Source organism: Ancylobacter rudongensis (genome assembly GCF_900100155.1).
Taxonomy (GTDB): Bacteria; Pseudomonadota; Alphaproteobacteria; order Rhizobiales; family Xanthobacteraceae; genus Ancylobacter; species Ancylobacter rudongensis.
Genome location: NZ_FMTP01000002.1, coordinates 668,378 through 686,550 on the forward strand (window position 1 = coordinate 668,378; position 18,173 = coordinate 686,550).

At 66.4% G+C, this 18,173-nt stretch carries 18 protein-coding genes; 8 read left to right on the forward strand and 10 right to left on the reverse strand.

Translation table 11 applies throughout. The annotated features are described in order from the left end of the window. The 4 genes from BLO63_RS08100 to BLO63_RS08115 form a co-directional block, all read right to left on the reverse strand. On the reverse strand, positions 1-846 hold the full coding sequence (locus BLO63_RS08100; protein ID WP_091438648.1) for an ImuA family protein: 846 nt from the start codon (positions 844-846) through the stop codon (positions 1-3). 81 nt (positions 847-927) lie between these two features. Beyond that, a complete protein-coding gene (locus tag BLO63_RS08105) occupies positions 928-1,371 on the reverse strand; it encodes a GtrA family protein (RefSeq protein WP_091438650.1) in 444 nt (147 codons plus the stop codon). Positions 1,372-1,439: 68 nt separating this feature from the next. Next, entirely contained in the window at positions 1,440-3,200 is a 1,761-nt protein-coding gene (locus BLO63_RS08110) for a glycosyltransferase family 39 protein (protein ID WP_091438652.1), read from the reverse strand. Continuing rightward, positions 3,197-4,234, reverse strand: a complete 1,038-nt coding sequence (locus tag BLO63_RS08115; RefSeq protein WP_091438655.1) for a glycosyltransferase family 2 protein — start codon at positions 4,232-4,234, stop codon at positions 3,197-3,199. The genes BLO63_RS08110 and BLO63_RS08115 overlap by 4 nt, the downstream gene beginning before the upstream one ends. A gap of 127 nt (positions 4,235-4,361) precedes the next feature. Between BLO63_RS08115 and BLO63_RS08120 the strand changes: the two genes are divergently transcribed. Continuing rightward, the gene (locus BLO63_RS08120; RefSeq protein WP_280138054.1) at positions 4,362-5,276 is read left to right on the forward strand and encodes a ChbG/HpnK family deacetylase; all 915 of its coding nucleotides are present in this window, start codon (positions 4,362-4,364) and stop codon (positions 5,274-5,276) included. Here the strand turns inward: BLO63_RS08120 and BLO63_RS08125 are convergent. Further along, positions 5,259-5,627 carry a DUF983 domain-containing protein gene (locus BLO63_RS08125; protein ID WP_205409293.1) on the reverse strand — a complete coding sequence of 123 codons (369 nt, stop codon included), beginning with the start codon at positions 5,625-5,627 and terminating at the stop codon, positions 5,259-5,261. The two genes, BLO63_RS08120 and BLO63_RS08125, sit on opposite strands and share 18 nt — an antisense overlap. Positions 5,628-5,969: 342 nt before the next feature. On the opposite strand from BLO63_RS08125, the gene BLO63_RS08130 reads away from it, so the two are divergent. Beyond that, a complete protein-coding gene (locus tag BLO63_RS08130) occupies positions 5,970-6,182 on the forward strand; it encodes a hypothetical protein (RefSeq protein ID WP_091438660.1) in 213 nt (70 codons plus the stop codon). Positions 6,183-6,211: 29 nt separating this feature from the next. Here the strand turns inward: BLO63_RS08130 and BLO63_RS08135 are convergent, their stop codons facing one another. Beyond that, positions 6,212-6,874 (reverse strand): exopolysaccharide biosynthesis protein, encoded by a 663-nt coding sequence (locus tag BLO63_RS08135; RefSeq protein WP_091438662.1) that lies wholly within the window; start codon positions 6,872-6,874, stop codon positions 6,212-6,214. 396 nt (positions 6,875-7,270) lie between these two features. Between BLO63_RS08135 and BLO63_RS08140 the strand changes: the two genes are divergently transcribed. Then, entirely contained in the window at positions 7,271-8,572 is a 1,302-nt protein-coding gene (locus tag BLO63_RS08140; protein ID WP_091438665.1) for an Hsp70 family protein, read from the forward strand. Here the strand turns inward: BLO63_RS08140 and BLO63_RS08145 are convergent. Further along, positions 8,535-9,920, reverse strand: coding sequence for an aldehyde dehydrogenase family protein (locus BLO63_RS08145; RefSeq protein WP_091438666.1), 1,386 nt, complete (start codon positions 9,918-9,920; stop codon positions 8,535-8,537). The two genes, BLO63_RS08140 and BLO63_RS08145, sit on opposite strands and share 38 nt — an antisense overlap. A 250-nt stretch (positions 9,921-10,170) precedes the next feature. Here BLO63_RS08145 and BLO63_RS08150 point away from each other — a divergent pair, with 250 nt between their 5' ends. Further along, on the forward strand, positions 10,171-11,652 hold the full coding sequence (locus BLO63_RS08150; RefSeq protein ID WP_091438668.1) for a sensor domain-containing diguanylate cyclase: 1,482 nt from the start codon (positions 10,171-10,173) through the stop codon (positions 11,650-11,652). Positions 11,653-11,682: 30 nt separating this feature from the next. On the opposite strand, the gene BLO63_RS08155 is transcribed toward BLO63_RS08150, so the two are convergent. Next, positions 11,683-12,108 (reverse strand): VOC family protein, encoded by a 426-nt coding sequence (locus BLO63_RS08155; RefSeq protein ID WP_205409281.1) that lies wholly within the window; start codon positions 12,106-12,108, stop codon positions 11,683-11,685. A gap of 204 nt (positions 12,109-12,312) precedes the next feature. Between BLO63_RS08155 and BLO63_RS08160 the strand changes: the two genes are divergently transcribed. Together BLO63_RS08160 and BLO63_RS08165 are read left to right on the forward strand one after the other, a co-directional pair. After that, the gene (locus tag BLO63_RS08160; RefSeq protein WP_091438671.1) at positions 12,313-13,086 is read left to right on the forward strand and encodes a ferredoxin--NADP reductase; all 774 of its coding nucleotides are present in this window, start codon (positions 12,313-12,315) and stop codon (positions 13,084-13,086) included. Between the two features lie 153 nt (positions 13,087-13,239). Then, positions 13,240-14,268 (forward strand): magnesium transporter, encoded by a 1,029-nt coding sequence (locus BLO63_RS08165; protein WP_162841784.1) that lies wholly within the window; start codon positions 13,240-13,242, stop codon positions 14,266-14,268. Positions 14,269-14,310: 42 nt separating this feature from the next. On the opposite strand, the gene BLO63_RS08170 is transcribed toward BLO63_RS08165, so the two are convergent. Further along, a complete protein-coding gene (locus BLO63_RS08170; RefSeq protein ID WP_091438676.1) occupies positions 14,311-14,622 on the reverse strand; it encodes a hypothetical protein in 312 nt (103 codons plus the stop codon). A 159-nt stretch (positions 14,623-14,781) separates the two neighbouring features. Between BLO63_RS08170 and BLO63_RS08175 the strand changes: the two genes are divergently transcribed. Both BLO63_RS08175 and BLO63_RS08180 read left to right on the forward strand, forming a co-directional pair. Then, complete coding sequence (locus BLO63_RS08175) at positions 14,782-15,267, forward strand: GNAT family N-acetyltransferase (RefSeq protein ID WP_091438679.1); 486 nt, start codon at positions 14,782-14,784, stop codon at positions 15,265-15,267. A 63-nt stretch (positions 15,268-15,330) separates the two neighbouring features. Then, positions 15,331-16,557, forward strand: a complete 1,227-nt coding sequence (locus BLO63_RS08180; protein ID WP_244517728.1) for a hypothetical protein — start codon at positions 15,331-15,333, stop codon at positions 16,555-16,557. A gap of 58 nt (positions 16,558-16,615) precedes the next feature. On the opposite strand, the gene ahcY is transcribed toward BLO63_RS08180, so the two are convergent. Then, complete coding sequence (gene ahcY, locus BLO63_RS08185) at positions 16,616-18,028, reverse strand: adenosylhomocysteinase (RefSeq protein ID WP_091438681.1); 1,413 nt, start codon at positions 18,026-18,028, stop codon at positions 16,616-16,618. Between the last annotated feature and the right edge of the window lie 145 nt (positions 18,029-18,173).

The following is an 18,173-nucleotide window of genomic DNA, read 5'->3' on the forward strand; positions in this document are numbered from 1 at the left end:
TCAGCCGACACGGCGCAGCGCGAGGTTCTCGCCCCGCCGCGCTTCCGGCGCAGCCGCTCGATCCGGTCGGCCGGCAGGAACGGAAACCACAGTGCGAGATAGCGGGTCGAGGTCGCGAAAGGTAAAGGCCTCATGGTCCCACTCCAATGTCCAGTCGCCGCCCTCCACCGGCCGGGCCCCGCCCTCGCCGCCGCGATGGCGCAGCAGGGTGGCGTGGAAGGAAGGCGCACCCGGCGCGTCGCCCTCCAGCGGGGCGGACGCCGCCGGCATCACCCGCCAGCGCGTCGCCACCGCCGTGGCGGCCGGCTGCGCCGCCCGGTGCAGAAGGAAGCTCGTCACCCCGGAGGAGGTCGCCCGCAGGGCGAGGCGGCGGGTGGCGGTGAGGTCGAGCACCTTCGGCGTGCCCCAGATCTCGATGAGCAGCGCGCCAAGGCCGGCACAGCGCACCGCGTCCCCGGCCGCCCGCAGCACCTCCTCCCCGTCGCGCGCCCGCACCAGGATGAGACGAGCCGGGTCAAGGCCGAGGGCGGAAAGGCCCGGCCCGTCGAGCCGGCCGAACTCGGCCTCCGCCATATCCTGGCGCACCCACAGCAATGGCCGCCCCTCTTCCGCCACGGCGCGGCGCATGGCCCGCAGCGCCAGTGCCAGCGCGAAGCCGGTGGCGGCCGGCATGTCGGCACTCGACGCCGCCTGCACCTCATGCAGGGCACCACGGGCGAGACGCACGCCGCCCGCCTCCGGCCCGGCGGCACCGAGGGAGAAGAACTGTTCGACGCCGGGCAGACGCTCCGCCTCCAGCCCGGCGAGCATCTGCCTCAGCGCCGCCACATCGCGGATCGGGTCCATGGGGGGCGCTCTGTGTGTTCATGATTTGTTCCTTCTAAAACGACTCCATCCGTGCCGAGAGTCAAGCCGTCTTGAAGCGACTCACCCCTGCTTGGGGGGCTGCGTCGGCCCCGCCGACCGGAACGTCCACAGCGCATTGCCGGCATAGTGCCAGAGCACCAGCAGCCCGGTGACGAGGATCTGCGCCGGCAGATAGGGCGCGGCAAGCGGCCCGGTGAGCAGCGCCATCAGAGTCGCGTTCAGCCCCAGCCCGATGCCGGCGATGGTGAAGAATTTCGCCATGGCCTCGCGGTGCGGCTTGGCCGAGCGGAAGACCAGCCGCCGGCCCAGCTGGTAGTTCACCAGCCCGCCGACCGCGAAGCCGGCGCAGGATCCCGCCACCGGCCTGGCGAGGCCGCCCTGCACGAGGGAGATGAGTACCGCGTATTGCGCCAGCGTGCCGACGCCGCCGAGGGCGGCAAAGAGCAGGATGTGACGCAACCGTGCGGCAAGCGCCGCCGCCCGTCTCATGGCCGGCTCGTTCATGCGCGGCTCCTCGCGGCCTGACGGCTCAAGACTTGGCTCTCACGACTTGGCCTCTCATGCTTGGCCTCTCATGGCTTGGCCTTGGCGACCTGCGGCCCCGTAGGCGGCGATCCGCCCCCGTTCTGCGAGACCGAAGGGGCGTCGAGGTCCGGCCCGTCCCCGTCCCCGTCCGGCACCGGCACCTCCACCGGCATGTGCCGCAGGCGCTGGTCCCGCACCGAGGCGAAGGCGAGGCCCATCCGGCTCACCGTCGCATAGGGCAGGCCCGGCGCCGCGTCGCAGCCGACATCACGCGCGGAGAGGATGAAATCGGCATCCTCCCATTCCTCCACCGCCTCGAAACGGGGCCCGAGATAGGCCAGCGCCTGCACGTCCTCGGCACAGACCGAGACCTTGTAGGGATGAGCCGGCGGCGTCTCGCGCTCCACCCCATGGCGCAGCGCCAGCGCCGCCTCGCGCAGGCTCGCCGACCAGTAATCGCCCTCGAAGCGTCCCCACGCGCCCGCCGTGCCACCGACGAGCTGGTTGTAGGCGACATATTCGTAAGGGTGCAGACGCCACAGCACCGAGGCGTTGAACAGGAACAGCCCCAGCGCCGCCAGCGCGAAGCTCGCCCCCGCAAGGCGCGCGCGCCGGTGCAGCGCCCGCCAGGCGCCCACCAGCCCGAGCGCCGCCAGCACCGTCACCGGCGGCAGCACGAACAGGAAATGGCGGATGCCGTTGTAAAGCGGGGGATCGGTCAGCACAGCGACGCCGATCGGCACCAGGATCGCCAGCCCCAGCGGCAGATAGGTGAGCATCGACGCGGCAAGCCGCCCGCGCGAGAAAGGGCCGGCCTTCGCGCCCGGCGCGCGCAGGTGCGTCACCAGCGCCAGAACAGCAACCGCCAGCCCGGCCAGCAGGCCAAGCAGCGTCACCTCCGGCAGCTTGATGAGCAGATATTCCGGCATGTAGGTCGGCGGCAGCTGGTCGATCGGCAGCAGTTGGCCATTGAACAGCGTCTTGAGATCGAAGCTGAAATGGCTGAAGGCGCCCATCGCCTTGAACAGGTTGGTCGGCGGCAGCACCGACCACGGCCAGGTCGCCGCCATGATCGTGAGCGCGACCAGCCCGGCGACGCGGAGGCGCGGCATAAGACGCCACGCAAGGCGCCCGTCGCGCAGCAGCGCCGTCGCCGCCCCGATCGTCAGCGCGAGGTACAGGACCGCGAACACCCCGCCGACCCGCAGCCCGAACGCACAGCCCACCGCCACGCCAAGCCCGAGTACGATGCGCCAGCGTGGGCGGGCGGGCAGTTCGCCGGCCAAAGCAGTGATGAAATACAGGCTCCACACCATGGCGGCGGCAAAGGGCACGTCCTTGGTATGGGTGAACATCGCCCCGCCATACATGCCGGTGAAGGCCAGTAGCAGGACGGCGACAAGACCCGCGCCCTCCCCGCCAAGGCGCGTCGCCAGCCGCCAGGTGCCGATAAGGCCGACAAAGCCGAAGCCGGCGGAGAGCAGATGGCGCCATTCATAGAGCGGCAGCGGGACATAGGGCGCGAAGCCGGCCGCGATCAGGTCGAACAGGCCGCCATAGAGATAGAGATTGATGTAGTGAAAGGCCCGGTCGTCGGTGAAGCCGCTCGCATACCAGGCCAGCAGCAATTGGCCATAGGTGTGCTGCACCGGCTCGTCATTGCTGATGCCGTAGTCGCGGAAGGTGAGCAGAATGAAAGCCGCCACCGCCGCGAACACGGCGAGGCTGGCGAGGCGCGCCAGAGGCAGGGAGCGCCTAACCAGCCGTGAGGACGGGGTGGCGCCAAGGTCGAACGAGACGAGGCTCACGGGGCGAAACCCTCGGGCACCAGCGCCGGCGCCTGCCGCATCTCGGCCTGCAGCGTCGCCGTCGGCAAGGCGGCGGGCGGGGCAAAGCCGATCTCGTCGGCAATGAGGTAGAGCGGCCGGCGCTTCACCTCGGTGAAGATGCGCCCGACATATTCACCGATGACGCCGAGGCTGATGAGCTGCACGCCGGAAACGAACAGCATGCTGACCATGATGGTGGGGAAGCCGGGCGTCTGAACGCCGAACACCATCGCCTCGCCCAGCAGATACAGGCCATAAAGGCCCGACAACCCGGCCAGCAGGACGCCGGCCAGCGACCACACGCGCAGCGGCACCATGGAGAAGGAGGAGAGCCCGTCAATGGCGTAGCGCAGCAGGCGCAGCGTGTTGAACGAGCTCTCGCCGCCGGCGCGCGCGGCGACCTCGAAGACGACCTCTTCCTGGCGGAAGCCGACCCAGCTGGTGATGCCCTTCATGAAGCGGTTGCGCTCGGGCAGGGCATTGATGGCGTCGACCACGCGGCGGTCGAACAGGCGGAAATCGCCCGCCCCTTCGGGAATGTCGACGTCGCACAGCGCGTGGAAGAAATGGTAGAAGCCACGCGAGAACAGCCGCCGCGCCAGCGGATCGGTGCGGCGCGACCGGCGCACCGCCGTCACCATCTGCGCGCCACCCCGCCAGCGCTCGATCATCTCGGGGATGATCTCCGGCGGGTGCTGCAGATCGGCATCCATCAGCACCACGATATCACCCACCGCCGCGCGCAGCCCGGCCGCCATCGCCGATTCCTTGCCGAAATTGCGGGCGAAGCGCACAGCCTTGATCGCAGGATCCTGCGCGCCGAGCGCCGCCAGTAGCTCGAAACTGCCATCGCGGCTGCCATCATCGACAAAGACAAACTCCCGTCGCAGGCCGGGATAGGCATCAAGCGCGGCGCACAGGCGCGCGTGCAGCGCCGCGAGGCATCGCGCCTCATTGTACACGGGCACCACGATCGAGATCAGGCCCGGCCACTTTGGAGAAGCTGTCGTCATGATTTCAAGCTGATTTTACTTGATAAAAGCCGCACTGGCAGCGATGTTTACGTGAGGTAAGACGCTATTCCCTATAGTAAACACACGGCCAACTTTCGCGAAGCTTGCATGGACGTAGGAGCCGATTGTGCTCTTTGTTTGTCGGGCACGCACAGAGGGAAACACTCTGAAACCCATTGTCATCTGCGCCGACGACTACGGTTTGAGCGACGGCGTCAGCGCCGCCATCGAAGAGCTGATCGCGTGCGGCCGGCTCTCGGCCACCGGCGCAATGACCGGATTGCCGGGCTGGAAGCGGAGGGCCGCCGGGCTCAAGGCGCTTGTTGCCGAGCATCCCACCGATATCGGCCTGCATCTCACCCTCACCGGCCAGCGACCCCTGACCCGCGCGTGCGGACTGGCGCGGGACGGGCGACTGCCGGAGATCGGGCCGCTGGTCCTGCGCGCGCTTGCCGGGGCCCTGCCGCGCGCGGCGCTGGCGGAAGAGTTGCGCGCCCAGCTTGACGCCTTCGAGGATGAATGGGGAGCGCCGCCCGATTTCGTCGACGGCCACCAGCACGCCCATGCGCTGCCAGGCATCCGCGAGATCGTCATCGCCGAGATGGCGGCCCGCTATCGCGGGCGCCTGCCTTGGCTGCGCAACTGCACCGAGCCCGCCTCATGGGCCCGCCAGCGCCGGCTCGGCCTGCGCAAGGCACTGGTCGTCGGCACCCTCGCCGCCGGCAGCGCAGGGCGGGCGGCCCGGGCCGGCATCGCGAGCAATGACAGTTTTCGCGGCCTCTACGGCTTCACCGATGACCCGCCTTATCGCGAGGTTTTTCAGGCGAGCCTCGAAGGGCTGGGGCAGCGCGTGCTGGTGCACTGCCATCCCGGCCATGTCGACGCGGAACTGCGCCGGCTCGACCCGCTGCTGGAGCCGCGCACAAGGGAATACACCTATCTCAGCTCCGGCGAATGCGGGGAAGACCTTGAACGTGCCGGCGTCCGGCCCGCCCGCTTCCGCGAGACCGGGCCGAGGCCAGGATCACTCGCGGGCCACTGAGGCGGCAGGCGGGGTCTCGTCGGCCATGACGAGGCGACCTTCCTCGGCCTTGTAGTAGAATTGGCTGGCCACCATCCAGCCCTTGAGCGGGCGCAGCGGCGGGATGCAGGTCAGCAGCAGCACCGGCAGGGTGGTGACGAGGTGAACCCAATAGGGCGCCTGGAACGCCACCTCCAGCCACAGGCCGAAGATCACCGCCGGCACGCAGACGAAGCAGATGACGAAGAAGGCCGGCCCGTCCGCAGGATCGGCAAAGGAATAATCGAGGCCGCAGACCTCGCAGCGGGGCGCCAACTTCAGGAACCCGTCGAACAGCTTGCCCTCGCCGCAGCGCGGGCAGCAGGCCCGCATCCCGCACTCAAAGGGCGACAGCCTGGGATAATGGCGGTCCGCCACCGGCACGGAGGGCAGACGGACGGACGGAAGCGGCACGGTCGAGGAACGGACGGACATGGCGGCACTCCTGCACGCCCGCACACCGACTGCGCGCGACGTTGCAGTCAAAAAATAGTCAGTCAGCATTCAATGTCAATACAATCCAGTATTGAATGGATATTGACTGCATTCACCAGTCGATTTGCAGAGAGTGCTCACCGCTGGAACCGGTAATAGGAGCGGGTCATTAACCAATTGCGGGCATGTTTCCGGGGATAAACGCCACGGCGATTCGCCGAACATGAGTCCCGAAGTCGCATGAGTAACGTTGTTCCGTTCCCCGTCCGCGTCCCCGCTCCCGAGAATGAGGGCGAGTTCGACATCGACCTCCTCACCGCCGTCGATGTCGCCATACGCGATCTGCGCGACATCGCTTTCCGGCTGCGGGGCGATGCAAGCGGGCAGGAACAGGCGCATGAATGCCTCGACATGCTGACCCGCGCGCTGGAAAACGCCCGCGCCCAGGGATGAGCCGTTCCAAGCGGGGGTGGCCTGGTCGCTCAGCCGATCAACTGGTGCAGCAGGAACAGCCCGGCCTTGATGAAGGCCCAGATCACGCCCGAGACGACGCCTATCGAGGCGATGGCCACGGCCATGCCCGCGAGGATCCACACCCCGTCGCGCTCCAGGATGCCGAGCGCGAGGATGCAGATGGCCAACGCCGGTAGCATGTTGCCGAGCGGAATTGGCAGCACCAGAATCAGCGCCAGCACGCAGCACATCACCCCGATGATGTTCTCCGCCGGCGGGTGCGCCAACACGCCGAGGCGGGGGCGCAGCAGTTTTTCCGCCCGCGCTAGCCAAGGCGCCGCCTTGGCGACGAAGGCGGCGAAATCCTTGCGGGCAATAGATCGTCGGGCGATGATCGGCGGCAGCCAGGGCGACCAGCCGAGCGCGAGCTGGGCGGTAAGGAACACCAGCGGCGCGCCGAGCACGGAGGAGGTGCCCGGCGGGGTGGGAAGCACGTTGGGCAGCGCGAAGATCAGCATCAGCGGCCCGAAGGCGCGCTCCTGCATCACCTTCAGCAAATCGCCCACCGCGATGCGCTCGCGCGTTTCATCCGCCGCAATGGCGCTCAGCACCTCGGACAGGCGCAGGGTCTCGTCTGACCCATCGGTCTGTCGGGCCTCGGCACAGTCGTCGGTCGGCGGTGGGGAAAGCACGGCGGGCGACACTCCTCCCGGGGAAACTGGGGACCGGAAGCGCGCCCTGCCCGCCGCAGGACGGGAAAAGCGACGGACGCACCCAGATCAGCCCCATACGGGACCTTGGCTTCACATAGGGACGGAAGATGACAATGACCAGACGCGGCGGCCCCGAAGCCGCCTCCGGATCGGGCCCGCTCAGGTCCAGCTGAACAGGAACGCCCCGACGGCCACAAGCGTGATGACCACCACGGCGATCGAGTGCTTCATCGTCCAATTGTGCAGCGTCACGGCGTCGTCCCTCATGAATGTCATCCAGCTGTGGCGCCTCCGGCGGGCAACGTCAACATCATGTCAGTTGAAGATGCCGGGCGAAGCCTCTAGGAAGGCGCCCCTTCCGGCGGGAGCCATCCGATGACATTTTGCGGCCTCGACTTCGGCACGTCCAATACCACGCTGGCCTTCTGGCGCAGCGGCGGCCCGGTGCTGGCCGCGCTGGAAGACGGCAGGGACACGGTGCCGAGCGCCGTGTTCTACGACCGGCAGGGCCACCTCAGTATCGGCCGGGCGGCCATGGCGCGCTATGTCGAGGGCGAGGACGGGCGGCTCATGCGCTCGCTCAAGGCGGTGCTGGGCAGCGCACTGATCGAGGAAAAGACCCAGATCGGCCGCCGTGCCATCGGTTTCCGCGAGGTGATTGCCGATTATCTCCGCGCGGTGAAGGCGCGGGCGGAGGCGGATGCCGGCACGGGCTTGACCAGCGTCGTTCTCGGACGGCCGGTGTTCTTCGTCGATGACGACGCGCCCGCCAACCGCAAGGCCGAGGAGACGCTGCGCGCCATTGCCGCCGATATCGGTTTTCACGAGGTCTCCACCCAGTTCGAGCCCATCGCCGCCGCGCTCGACTATGAGCAGCAGGTGGCGGGCGAGGAAATCGCGCTGATCGCCGATATCGGCGGTGGCACCTCGGACTTTTCCATCGTCCGCCTCGGCGCGCTGCGCCGGGAGCGCGAGGACCGCGCCAGCGACATCCTCGCCAATGACGGTGTGCGCATCGGAGGCACCGATTTCGACCGCACGCTGAGCCTTGGCGCGCTCATGCCGCTGCTCGGCTATCGCAGCCCGATGAAGCGCCCTGGCCGTGACGTGCCGAGCGGCTATTTCCACGAACTCGCGACCTGGTCGAGCATCAACCGGCTCTACACGCCCAAGACCGTACGCGAGCTCAACGAGGTTCGCCGCGAGGCGGCCGAGCCGCACCGGGTCGAGCGGCTGATCCGGGTGATCGAGGAGCAGCGCGGCCACACGCTGGCGATGGAGGCCGAAGCAGCCAAAATCGCCCTCGCCGAAGCGGAGGAGGCGCGCGTCGACCTCGGCTGGCTGGAGGCGGGCCTCTCTGTCGGCCTGACGCCGGCAGAACTCGTCGCTCACACGCAAGGACTGGCCGAGCGCATCGCCCGGCGGGTCAGCCTCTGCCTCGATCAGGCTGGACTGACGGCGGGCGACATCGACGCGCTGTTTCTCACCGGCGGCTCGACCAGGCTCGCGCATGTGCGTGCGGCCATCCGCGCCACCGTGCCGCAGGCGCGGGCCATCGACGGCGACACCTTCGGCTCGGTCGGCACCGGCCTCGCTATCGAGGCCGCCCGCCGCTATGGCAGCCGCGACGCTGGCAATCTCAGCCGTGGCGCAGGTGGAAGGATTTCGGCCGCGTGAGCATCTCGAAGCCGATGCGCGAGAGCGAAGCGCCGCGCCCGGTCTCCTTCACCCCGGTCCAGGCGAGGCCCGGGTCGAGATAGTCGCAGCGGTTCATGAATACCGTCCCGGTCTCGATCTCCCCGCCGAGCCGCTCGGCGGCCTCAAGGTCGGTGGTCCAGACCGAGGCGGTGAGGCCGTAGACGCTGTCATTCATCAGCGCCAGCGCTTCCTCGTCGCCCTTCACCTTCATGATGCCGACCACCGGGCCGAAACTCTCCTCCCGCATCACCGACATGGTGTGATCGACCCCGGTCAGCACCTGCGGGGCGAGATAGGGCGTGCCCTCGCGATCGGCCGGGAAGGCGACGGGGTCGATATGGGCCGTCGCGCCCCGGTCGACCGCCTCGCGGATCTGGCCGCGGATGAGATCGGCGAAGCGCTTCTGCGCCATCGGTCCGAGCGTCGTCGCCTCATCGAGCGGATTGCCAAGCACATATTGAGACGTCAGGTCGACGAAACCGGCGACGAAGCGGTCATAGAGGCTCTCATGCACATAGATGCGCTCGATGCCGCAGCAGCACTGGCCGGAATTGTAGAAGGCGCCATCCACCAGATTGGCGACGGCGAAATCGAGATCGGCATCGGCGCGCACATAGGCCGGATCCTTGCCGCCGAGTTCCAGCCCCAACGGGGTGAAGGTTCCCGCCGCCGCCCGTTCGATGGCGAGCCCGCCTTCCACCGAGCCGGTGAAATTGACGAAGTCCACCGCGCCCGAGCCGATCAGCCGCGAGGTCTGCTCATGCGTAAGGACGAGATTGGCGAACAGCGCCGGCAGCAGCCCGGCGCGGTCCATCGCCATCTGGAACCGCTCGCCGACGAGGATGGTCTGCGCGGCATGCTTGAGCAGCACGGCATTGCCGGCGATCAGCGCCGGGGCGATGGTGTTCACCGCCGTGAGATAGGGGTAGTTCCACGGCGCTACCACCAGCACCAGACCGAGCGGGTCGCGCCTGATGTAGCGGGTGAAGCCGGGGCGGGCGTCGTGCGGGATGAGCGGGGCCAGCGCTTCCTCCGCCATCTCCGCGACGTAGCGTACCCGCTCCTCGAAGCCGCCGAATTCGCCGCCATAACGCACCGGGCGACCCATCTGCTGGGCGAGTTCGGGCACGATCTCCTGGTTCATCGCCAGCATGGCGTCGAGAAAGCGCAGTACATGAGCGGTTCGCTCGGCGATCGGCACCCGCCGCCAGTCGCGCTGCGCCGCACGGGCACTCGCCACCGCCCGCGCAATTGCCGCCTCGGTGGCGGCCGGACGGCGGGCCAGCTCCGACCCGTCGATCGGCGAAATACACACAATGTCGCTCATGTTGCACCCAGGCCCAGTCACGCAGATGGTGTTCCGAAAGGCAGGAAGATATAAGATACCGTCACTTCGTACAGCCTGCGGGATTCAACCAGATTTGGTAATCTTGGGGTGACGAACGATCGGACGTCGCTTAATTCGCCCAGATTCGGACCAAACGGTCTTATTATACCCCCAGCCTGTGCCCAAGATGCGTCACGATCCCGGTGCCCCACCCTCCGATCCCCCTTCTGACCATGGTCGGTATGCCGCGATGAAGCCGAACAAGTCGAGCGTGTCGCCGCTGGGGCCGCGAATTGTCGCCCGCACCGCGCGGGGCGAACATGAGGATATGTTCGACCTTGCGCCGATCTCGCTGTGGCTGGAGGATTTCAGCGCGGTGCGCGAGCTCTTCGATCGCTGGCGCGCCGAGGGCGTCACCTCGCTGCGCGACCATCTGCGCGGCCATCCGGACCGTGTGGCCGAGTGCTCGGCGCGTATCAAAGTGCTGCAGGTCAACCAGCGCACGCTCACCCTGTTCGAGGCGAGTAGCCTGTCCCACCTCGTCGCCAATCTCGACAAGGTCTTTCGCGACGACATGCTCGTGACCCATATCGAGGAATTGTCGCAGCTCTGGGACGGGCATACGAGCTTTTCCAGCCAGGCCGTCAACTACACGCTGAGCGGCGAGCGCCTCGACATCCAGCTCAAGGGCATCGTCCTGCCGGGCTATGAGGAGAGCCTCGGCCGCGTCCTGCTCTCCGCCGAAGATGTCACCGCCCGCGAGACGGCGCGCCGCCAGGCGGCCCATGCGGAGCGCTACGCCCGAGGGCTGTTCCAGCACTCGCCGGTGTCTCTCTGGGTGGAGGACTTCTCCACCATCAAGCAGCTGATGGATGATCTGCGCTTTCGCGGCATCGATGATTTCCGCGTCTTCACCGATGTGCACCCGGAATTCGTGCAGCGCTGCGTCAGCGAGATCCGGGTCATCGAGGTCAACCAGCACACGCTGGAGATGTTCGGTGCCGGCAGCACCGCCGAACTCACCGACAATATGGCCGAGATTTTTCGCGACGACATGCAGCGCCATTTCCGCGAGCAGCTCATCGAGCTGTGGAACGGCCGGCTCTTTCATACGCGCGAGGTGGTCAACTACACGCTGGGCGGCGAGCTGCTGCATGTCCATCTGCAGTTCTCGGTCCTGCCCGGCCATGAGGACGACTGGTCGCTGGTGCAGGTTGCGCTTACCGACATCACCGCTCGCAAGAAGGCCGAAGCCTATCTCGAATATCTCGGCAAGCACGATGTGCTGACCAAGCTGTGCAACCGCACCTTCTATGTCGACGAACTGAACCGGCTGGAGCGGCGCGGGCCGTTCCCGGTCACGGTGATCATGATCCACCTCAACGATCTGAAGAAGGTGAACGACCATCTCGGCCAGGCCGCCGGCGACATGCTGCTGCGCCGGGCCGGCGAGATCATCGCCAAGGCGGTGGACCCGCAGCACTGCGCCGCCCGCATCGCCGGCAACGAATTCGCCGTGCTGCTGCCGGGGGTCGATGCGGAAGCGGGGCATGCGGTGATGGAGAACATCCGCGAGCTGGCGGTGCTTAACAACCAGTTCTATTCGGCCAGCACGCTCAGCCTGTCGCTCGGCCTCGCCACCAGTACGCCGGGCGAGCGGCTGGAAACGGTGGTCCGCCGGGCCGAGGCGGGAATGGCCGAGGACCGGCGCCCGTCCGACCCCGGCCTTTGACCCTGGCGCCTGATCGCCGGCAGGCGCCTGTCAGGCGCCACCCCGCACGGTCAGGTCTTCCAGCTCGGCCAGATGCACGAAGCATAGCTTGTTGCCCTCGGGGTCGCGGCCATAGGCGCCGTAATAATCGGGGGCATAGTCCGGCCGCAGGCCCGGCGCGCCTTCATCGAAGCCGCCATTCTCGACCAGCGCCCGCCAGGCTGCGTCCACCGCCGCCGGCGAGGGCGCGGCGAAGCTCACCTGCGTGCCATTGCCCCAGCTGGCCGGCAGGCCGTTGAACGGCAGCTGCACGAAGAACTGCGGCCAGCGCCGCCCCGGCATCAGCCACATCGAGCCGGGCGGCCCGCCATCGGAAGGCTCATCGACCCGCTCCAGCCCAAGCGGCGCCAGCACCGCGTCGTAGAAGGCGGTCAGCCGGTCGAGATCGCGGGCGCCGAGGATGATGTGGCTGAACATGGGGGCCTCCTTGATCCTGCTCATGGCCGGGCCGTGCCGGCGGCGCATGTTTCCCCAGCCGAGGGGCAACGCGCAAGCCGGGCCAGATTGGTCGGCAAAGGCACGACAAAGGGTCGACACCGGCCCGAATGCGCAGTAAACGGGGCGCCGAGAACTACATCCGCTTCCGGTTTGTTTGGAAGTTTTCACTTGTATGGATTGTAAATGAGCAATCTCCACACCGAGCGTGTCCTGTCGGTGCATCACTGGACCGACAACCTGTTCACCTTCACCACCACGCGCGACCCGGCGCTGCGGTTCAAGAACGGCCAGTTCGTGATGATCGGCCTTCAGGTGGACGGCAAGCCGCTGCTGCGCGCCTATTCCATCGCCAGCGCCAATTACGAGGAGACGCTGGAGTTCTTCTCGATCAAGGTGGCCAACGGCCCGCTGACCTCGCGCCTCCAGCATCTCAAGGTCGGCGACGAGGTGATTGTCGGGCGCAAGCCCACCGGCACGCTGCTGGTGGATTATCTCGTTCCCGGCCGCCGGCTCTATCTGCTGTCTACTGGCACCGGGCTGGCGCCCTTCATGAGCCTGATCAAGGACCCGGAGACCTACGAGGCGTACGAGAAGGTCATCCTCGTGCACGGCGTGCGCACGGTGGGCGAGCTCGCCTATCAGGACTTCATCGAGAACGAGCTGCCGGACAATGAGTTCTTCGGCGAGCTGGTGCGCGAGAAGCTGGTCTATTACCCCACGGTGACGCGCGAACCCTATCGCAACCAGGGCCGCATCACCGACCTCATCACCTCGGGCAAGCTGTTCACCGATCTCGGCCTGCCTCCGCTCGACAAGGAGGACGACCGCGTCATGCTGTGCGGCAGCCCGCAGCTGCTCGACGACATGCGCGTCATTCTTAAGGAGAAGGGTTTCGAGGAAGGCTCGACCACGGAGCCGGGCGACTTCGTGATCGAAAAGGCGTTTGTGGAGAAGTGAATGGCTCTCGCGGTGCGCGAGCCTGGAAGGAAGCTGCGACCTGCTTCACGACACCTGGCTCGGCAAAGGGCCACACGCGTCACATGGACGAAAAACGGGGGAAGGTACTCTGCGGCTCTGACGCCTCTGGTGGCGCCACCTTGCGAGGACCTCATGCTTGCTCCTTCCGACACCGTCGCCGTCCTTTCGATCGCCCGGCAGGACTTTCTCAGTTTCGATTCCTCCGCGACCTGTGGGGACGTGGTGGCGAGGTTTTCGGATGCCGCCCATAAGGACGACGTGAATTTCGCCTGCCTGAAACAGTCGGACGGCCGCTTTCTCGGTCTCGTCAACCTGCGCGACTGCCTTGCCGAAGCCGCGACGCGGCCGGCACGCGAGATGATGATCGACGACGTGACGCCGTTGACCGAGGATACCACTGCGGAAGATGCCGCTCGCAAGGTTCTGCGCACCCGCGTGCATTGCCTGCCCGTCCTGGACAAGGCCGGCCGGATTCGCGGCCTTCTCCCAGATCAGGCGGCTTATCAGTTTATGTTCGACATGGCCGACGAAGACGCAGCCAAGATGGCGGGCATCGTGGGGGTGGCCCACGACCACGACAACTACATGAATCTCACCATTTGGCAGGACTACAGGCGCCGTATACCTTGGATCTTCGGCCTTGCGGTTGCGGGGCTTGCGGCCGGCCTCGTGGTCCATGCCTATGAGAGCGCACTCGACGTGCTGGTGATCCTCGCGCTCTACATGCCCATGATCGCGGACACTGGAGGCAATGTGGGCACCCAGTCAGCGAGCCTGATTACCCGCGCCATCTCCTTCGGCAGCATCACAACGCTCGATGCGGGGCGGGTTCTGTGGCGGGAGCTACGGGTAGCGCTGCTCGTGGCGGCGACCTTGTTCGTCTTCACCTATCTGAAGGTATATTTCCTCTCCAACGGCGCCGAAATCCCCATGGGGTTGGGCCTCAACGACATTGGCATCGCCATCGGCGTCGCCATCACCGTCCAGGTGGTGAGCGCCACCCTGATCGGTGCGGTACTGCCCGTTGTCTCGGTTGCGCTGCGCCAGGACCCCGCCGTGGTTTCCGGTCCGGCCTTGACCACCATCGTCGACCTGACCGGGCTGCTGATCTATTTCTCCGTCACTACCCGGCTGCTGGGCATCGAACTGGCACCGGCGTGAGGCTGCAGCAGCAGCGCTGACGGGAAACCGGCGATGGTCGCCTCAGCGCGGTGTGTTCCCTGAATCCCAGCGGTCCCGGTCGGCGCGCGCCGCCTCCTCCGGCGATAGCACGCGGTATTCGGCCTCGATGATCTCGGGACCGCCGCTGCGGCCGGCACGCCGGCGCCCGCCGAACAGGCGGTAGGCCAGTCCGGCAATCACGATGATGGGAAAAACCACAAGGAACACGCTGGCCGCCACCAGTGCCAGCGCTGTGCCGAGCGCCAGAGCGACGGCGACGACGAGCGCCACCTGCCACCAGCTCACTTTTCGGACGGTGAAACGCATGCGATCGAACGGGTCGGTCGAACTCATTCCTTAGGTCTTTCCTCCTGACGCGGTCTCCCCGCGAAAATGCGATATGGGGAGGCGGCACGCAGCATTCCAGCGTCCCGCGTGCAATTTCAACGACACGAACCCGGAGCCTTCCCGTCGGAGGGGCTTGGACGGGTCCAGCCGTAACGGGAGATCCTGATGCTGCGCGACGCGGTGGAAGCCGACATTTCCGGCATTCTCGCCATCTATAACCATGCCGTGCTGAACTCAACCGCAATCTGGAACGACACCCCGGCCGATCTCGCCAACCGCCTCGCCTGGTTGCGCGACCGGCAGGGGCGCGGCTACCCGGTCATCGTCGCCGCCGCACAGGGCGAGGTGCTGGGCTATGCAAGCTTCGGCGATTTCCGCCCCTTTGAGGGCTTCCGTATCAGCGTCGAGCATTCGGTCTATGTGTCAAAGGACGCACGCGGGCGGGGGCTGGGGCGGGCACTGGTGGAAGCGCTGTTCGCCCCGGCGCGCGCGCTCGGCAAGCAGGTCATGATCGGCGGCATCACCGGCGGCAACGAGGCGTCGCTCGCCCTGCACGCCCGCCTCGGATTCCGGGAGACCGGCCGCATGCCCGGGATCGGCACCAAGTTCGGCCGGCGGCTCGACCTCATCCTTGTACAAAAAGAGCTGTAATTTACAATTGAACAACCTTTGCTTGTGTGGTGTCTTGAAACCGCTGTCAGGAAAGGACACGCCATGGGTTGGGGCTATGCGTCACTGCTTCCGCTGGTCATCGCCTTCGGCATTCCCGCAATCCTGATCTTCATACGCAGCAGCGTGCGGCAGAAGCGGGCCGGCGTTGCCGACGAGATCAAGAAGGGCTTCGGCTTCAACGGCGACGCCACCCCGTCCTTCGAATTCGTCGAGGCGAAATACGCCCCAGACCCCAAGGACCGCGCCTGGCCACGCCTGTTCGTGAGTTCCATTCCTTTCTGCCTGGTGGCGATGCTCGGGCTGGAGATCATCTTCGCGTTGGCCGGCAAGGATGGGTCGAGCTTGGGAAACTGGATCGCGGCCAGCGCGTTGCTCGGCACCAATGGCGGCAAGGTGGAGGAGGTTACGGCGCTACTCGGCTTCGTCTTCGCCGGCGGCATCTTGTTCTCACTCGGCTATCTCATGCGCGCAGTGACGAATTTCGAGCTTGGGCCGCTGAGCTTCCTACGGGCGACCACCCATATGCTGATGGCCGCCGTCACCGTCGTCGTGCTGTGGCGGGCGACGCCAGCAGGGCCAGACTGGATTCCCTCCGGCACGCTGTGGTTCCTCGCCGCCTTCCTGTTCGGCTTCTTTCCCGATCTCGGCCTGCGCTACGCGATCAGCCGCGCGACCTGGCTACCGCTGAAGGGTGAGCGCACCGAGCTGCTCGATCGCGCGCGCGGCACGCCGCTGGAAGTAATCGATGGCATCGATGCGTGGACACGGTTCCGGCTCGACGAGATGATGATCATGGACGTGCAGAACCTGGCGACCGCCAATCCGATCATGCTCTATGTCGAGACACCCTTCGGCCTCTATGAATGCATCGACTGGATCGCTCAGGCGCAACTGTGCACCATTGTCGGTCCCACCGCCTTCCTGGCGCTGCGCCGACACAATATCCGCACCATCTTCGACCTGGAGCGCGCCACGGTGTGCGAGGGGGCGACCGCCAATCTGCGGGCAATGATCGCCGATATCCTCGAGCAATGCGCCCGCGAAGACGTCATAGCGGCAGCGGCTAAAAAGCCGGCGCCGCAGCCGGCCAGCGAAGTGCCCGAGCCGTCCGCGGCCGCCAAGCCGTCGGTTGCGCTGGTCGACGACGACCGCAAGCACCTGTTCGAGATGATGCTGGACGACCTGCACGTCCACCGGCTCCGACAGGTATGGGAGCTGGTAGCGGCGAAGCTGGGTACGCCCTATCGCCGCCTGTCGCCGCTCGCCTGAGCAAAGCATACTGGCCCGGCACGTAGCGCCGGGCCAGCGGGACATGCGGCCCCTCGGCTCAATACCTGTATTGGTCCGACTTGAAGGGGCCTTCCACCGTCACGCCGATGTAATCCGCCTGCTCGGGGCGCAGCTTGGTCAGCTTCACGCCGATCTTGGCGAGGTGCAGCATGGCAACCTTCTCGTCCAGCGACTTCGGCAGCACGTACACTTCCTTCTTGTACTTGCCGTCCTTGTTGTTGGCATAGAGCTCGATCTGCGCCAGCGTCTGGTTGGTGAACGAGGCCGACATCACGAAGGACGGGTGACCCATGGCGTTGCCCAGATTCACCAGACGGCCTTCCGACAGCAGGATCATCCGCTTGCCATCGGGGAAGGTGATCTCGTCGACCTGCGGCTTGATGTTGTCCCACTTCAGGTTCTTCAGCGACGCGATCTGGATCTCGTTGTCGAAGTGGCCGATGTTGCAGACGATCGCCCGGTCCTTCATCGCGCGCATGTGCTCGATGGTGATGATGTCCTTGTTGCCGGTGGCGGTGACGAAGATGTCGGCAATCGGCGCCGCCTCTTCCATGGTCACGACCTGGTAGCCTTCCATCGCCGCCTGCAGCGCGCAGATCGGGTCGACTTCGGAGACCATCACGCGGCAACCGGCCTGGCGCAGCGAGGCGGCCGAACCCTTGCCGACATCGCCGAAGCCGGCGACCATGGCGACCTTGCCCGACATCATGACGTCGGTGCCGCGGCGGATGCCGTCGACCAGCGATTCACGGCAGCCATAGAGATTGTCGAACTTCGACTTGGTGACACTGTCGTTGACGTTGATGGCGGGCCACAGCAGCGTGCCGGCCTTCTGCATGTCGTACAGGCGATGCACACCCGTGGTGGTCTCTTCCGAGACGCCCTTGATGCTGTCGGCGATCGCCTTGAAGTAGCCCTTGGGCTTCTCCTTGAGCTGCTTCTTCAGCAGGGCGAAGAACACTTCCTCTTCTTCCGAACCGGGAGCGTCGAGGAAGGCAGTGTCGCCATTCTCGGCGCGCAGGCCGAGATGGACATACATGGTGGCGTCGCCACCATCATCGAGGATCATGTTGGGATAGCCGCCACCATGCCAGTCGAACAGCTTGGCGGTGTAGTCCCAATATTCGGTCAGCTTCTCGCCCTTGATGGCGAACACCGGCACGCCGGCGGCGGCGATGGCAGCGGCGGCGTGGTCCTGCGTCGAGTAGATGTTGCACGAGACCCAGCGCACATCGGCGCCGAGCGCCACCAGCGTCTCGATCAGCACGCCGGTCTGGATGGTCATGTGCAGCGAGCCGGCGATGCGCGCGCCCTTGAGCGGCTGCGACGGGCCGTATTCCTCGCGGGTGGCCATCAGGCCCGGCATTTCGGTCTCGGCGATCGAGAGCTCCTTGCGGCCGAACGGGGCGAGATTGATGTCCTTGACGATGTAGTCGGTGGCGGCGGCCATGAGGGTGTTCCTGTGCTGATCGTTTGGCCGGGTGATAGCAGCCTCGGCCTGAAAATACAATAACGATATAAAGATATCTTTATGTGACGGTCCGAAGCGTCGCCTTCAGCGCGGCGGCCGGCTTGCGTGAGTAAGGCGCAGGAGG

What these genes read in the sequence shown, in the direction of transcription:
- BLO63_RS08165 (WP_162841784.1), top strand. Translation starts at nt 13,240, where the DNA reads ATGCTTGCTCCTTCCGACACCGTCGCCGTCCTTTCGATCGCCCGGCAG.
- BLO63_RS08140 (WP_091438665.1), top strand. Translation starts at nt 7,271, where the DNA reads ATGACATTTTGCGGCCTCGACTTCGGCACGTCCAATACCACGCTGGCC.
- BLO63_RS08130 (WP_091438660.1), top strand. Translation starts at nt 5,970, where the DNA reads ATGAGTAACGTTGTTCCGTTCCCCGTCCGCGTCCCCGCTCCCGAGAAT.
- BLO63_RS08115 (WP_091438655.1), bottom strand. Translation starts at nt 4,234, where the DNA reads ATGACGACAGCTTCTCCAAAGTGGCCGGGCCTGATCTCGATCGTGGTG.
- BLO63_RS08175 (WP_091438679.1), top strand. Translation starts at nt 14,782, where the DNA reads ATGCTGCGCGACGCGGTGGAAGCCGACATTTCCGGCATTCTCGCCATC.
- BLO63_RS08150 (WP_091438668.1), top strand. Translation starts at nt 10,171, where the DNA reads ATGAAGCCGAACAAGTCGAGCGTGTCGCCGCTGGGGCCGCGAATTGTC.
- BLO63_RS08170 (WP_091438676.1), bottom strand. Translation starts at nt 14,622, where the DNA reads ATGAGTTCGACCGACCCGTTCGATCGCATGCGTTTCACCGTCCGAAAA.
- BLO63_RS08100 (WP_091438648.1), bottom strand. Translation starts at nt 846, where the DNA reads ATGGACCCGATCCGCGATGTGGCGGCGCTGAGGCAGATGCTCGCCGGG.
- BLO63_RS08145 (WP_091438666.1), bottom strand. Translation starts at nt 9,920, where the DNA reads ATGAGCGACATTGTGTGTATTTCGCCGATCGACGGGTCGGAGCTGGCC.
- BLO63_RS08125 (WP_205409293.1), bottom strand. Translation starts at nt 5,627, where the DNA reads ATGCGGGCCTGCTGCCCGCGCTGCGGCGAGGGCAAGCTGTTCGACGGG.
- BLO63_RS08160 (WP_091438671.1), top strand. Translation starts at nt 12,313, where the DNA reads ATGAGCAATCTCCACACCGAGCGTGTCCTGTCGGTGCATCACTGGACC.
- BLO63_RS08105 (WP_091438650.1), bottom strand. Translation starts at nt 1,371, where the DNA reads ATGAACGAGCCGGCCATGAGACGGGCGGCGGCGCTTGCCGCACGGTTG.
- ahcY (WP_091438681.1), bottom strand. Translation starts at nt 18,028, where the DNA reads ATGGCCGCCGCCACCGACTACATCGTCAAGGACATCAATCTCGCCCCG.
- BLO63_RS08180 (WP_244517728.1), top strand. Translation starts at nt 15,331, where the DNA reads ATGGGTTGGGGCTATGCGTCACTGCTTCCGCTGGTCATCGCCTTCGGC.
- BLO63_RS08155 (WP_205409281.1), bottom strand. Translation starts at nt 12,108, where the DNA reads ATGTTCAGCCACATCATCCTCGGCGCCCGCGATCTCGACCGGCTGACC.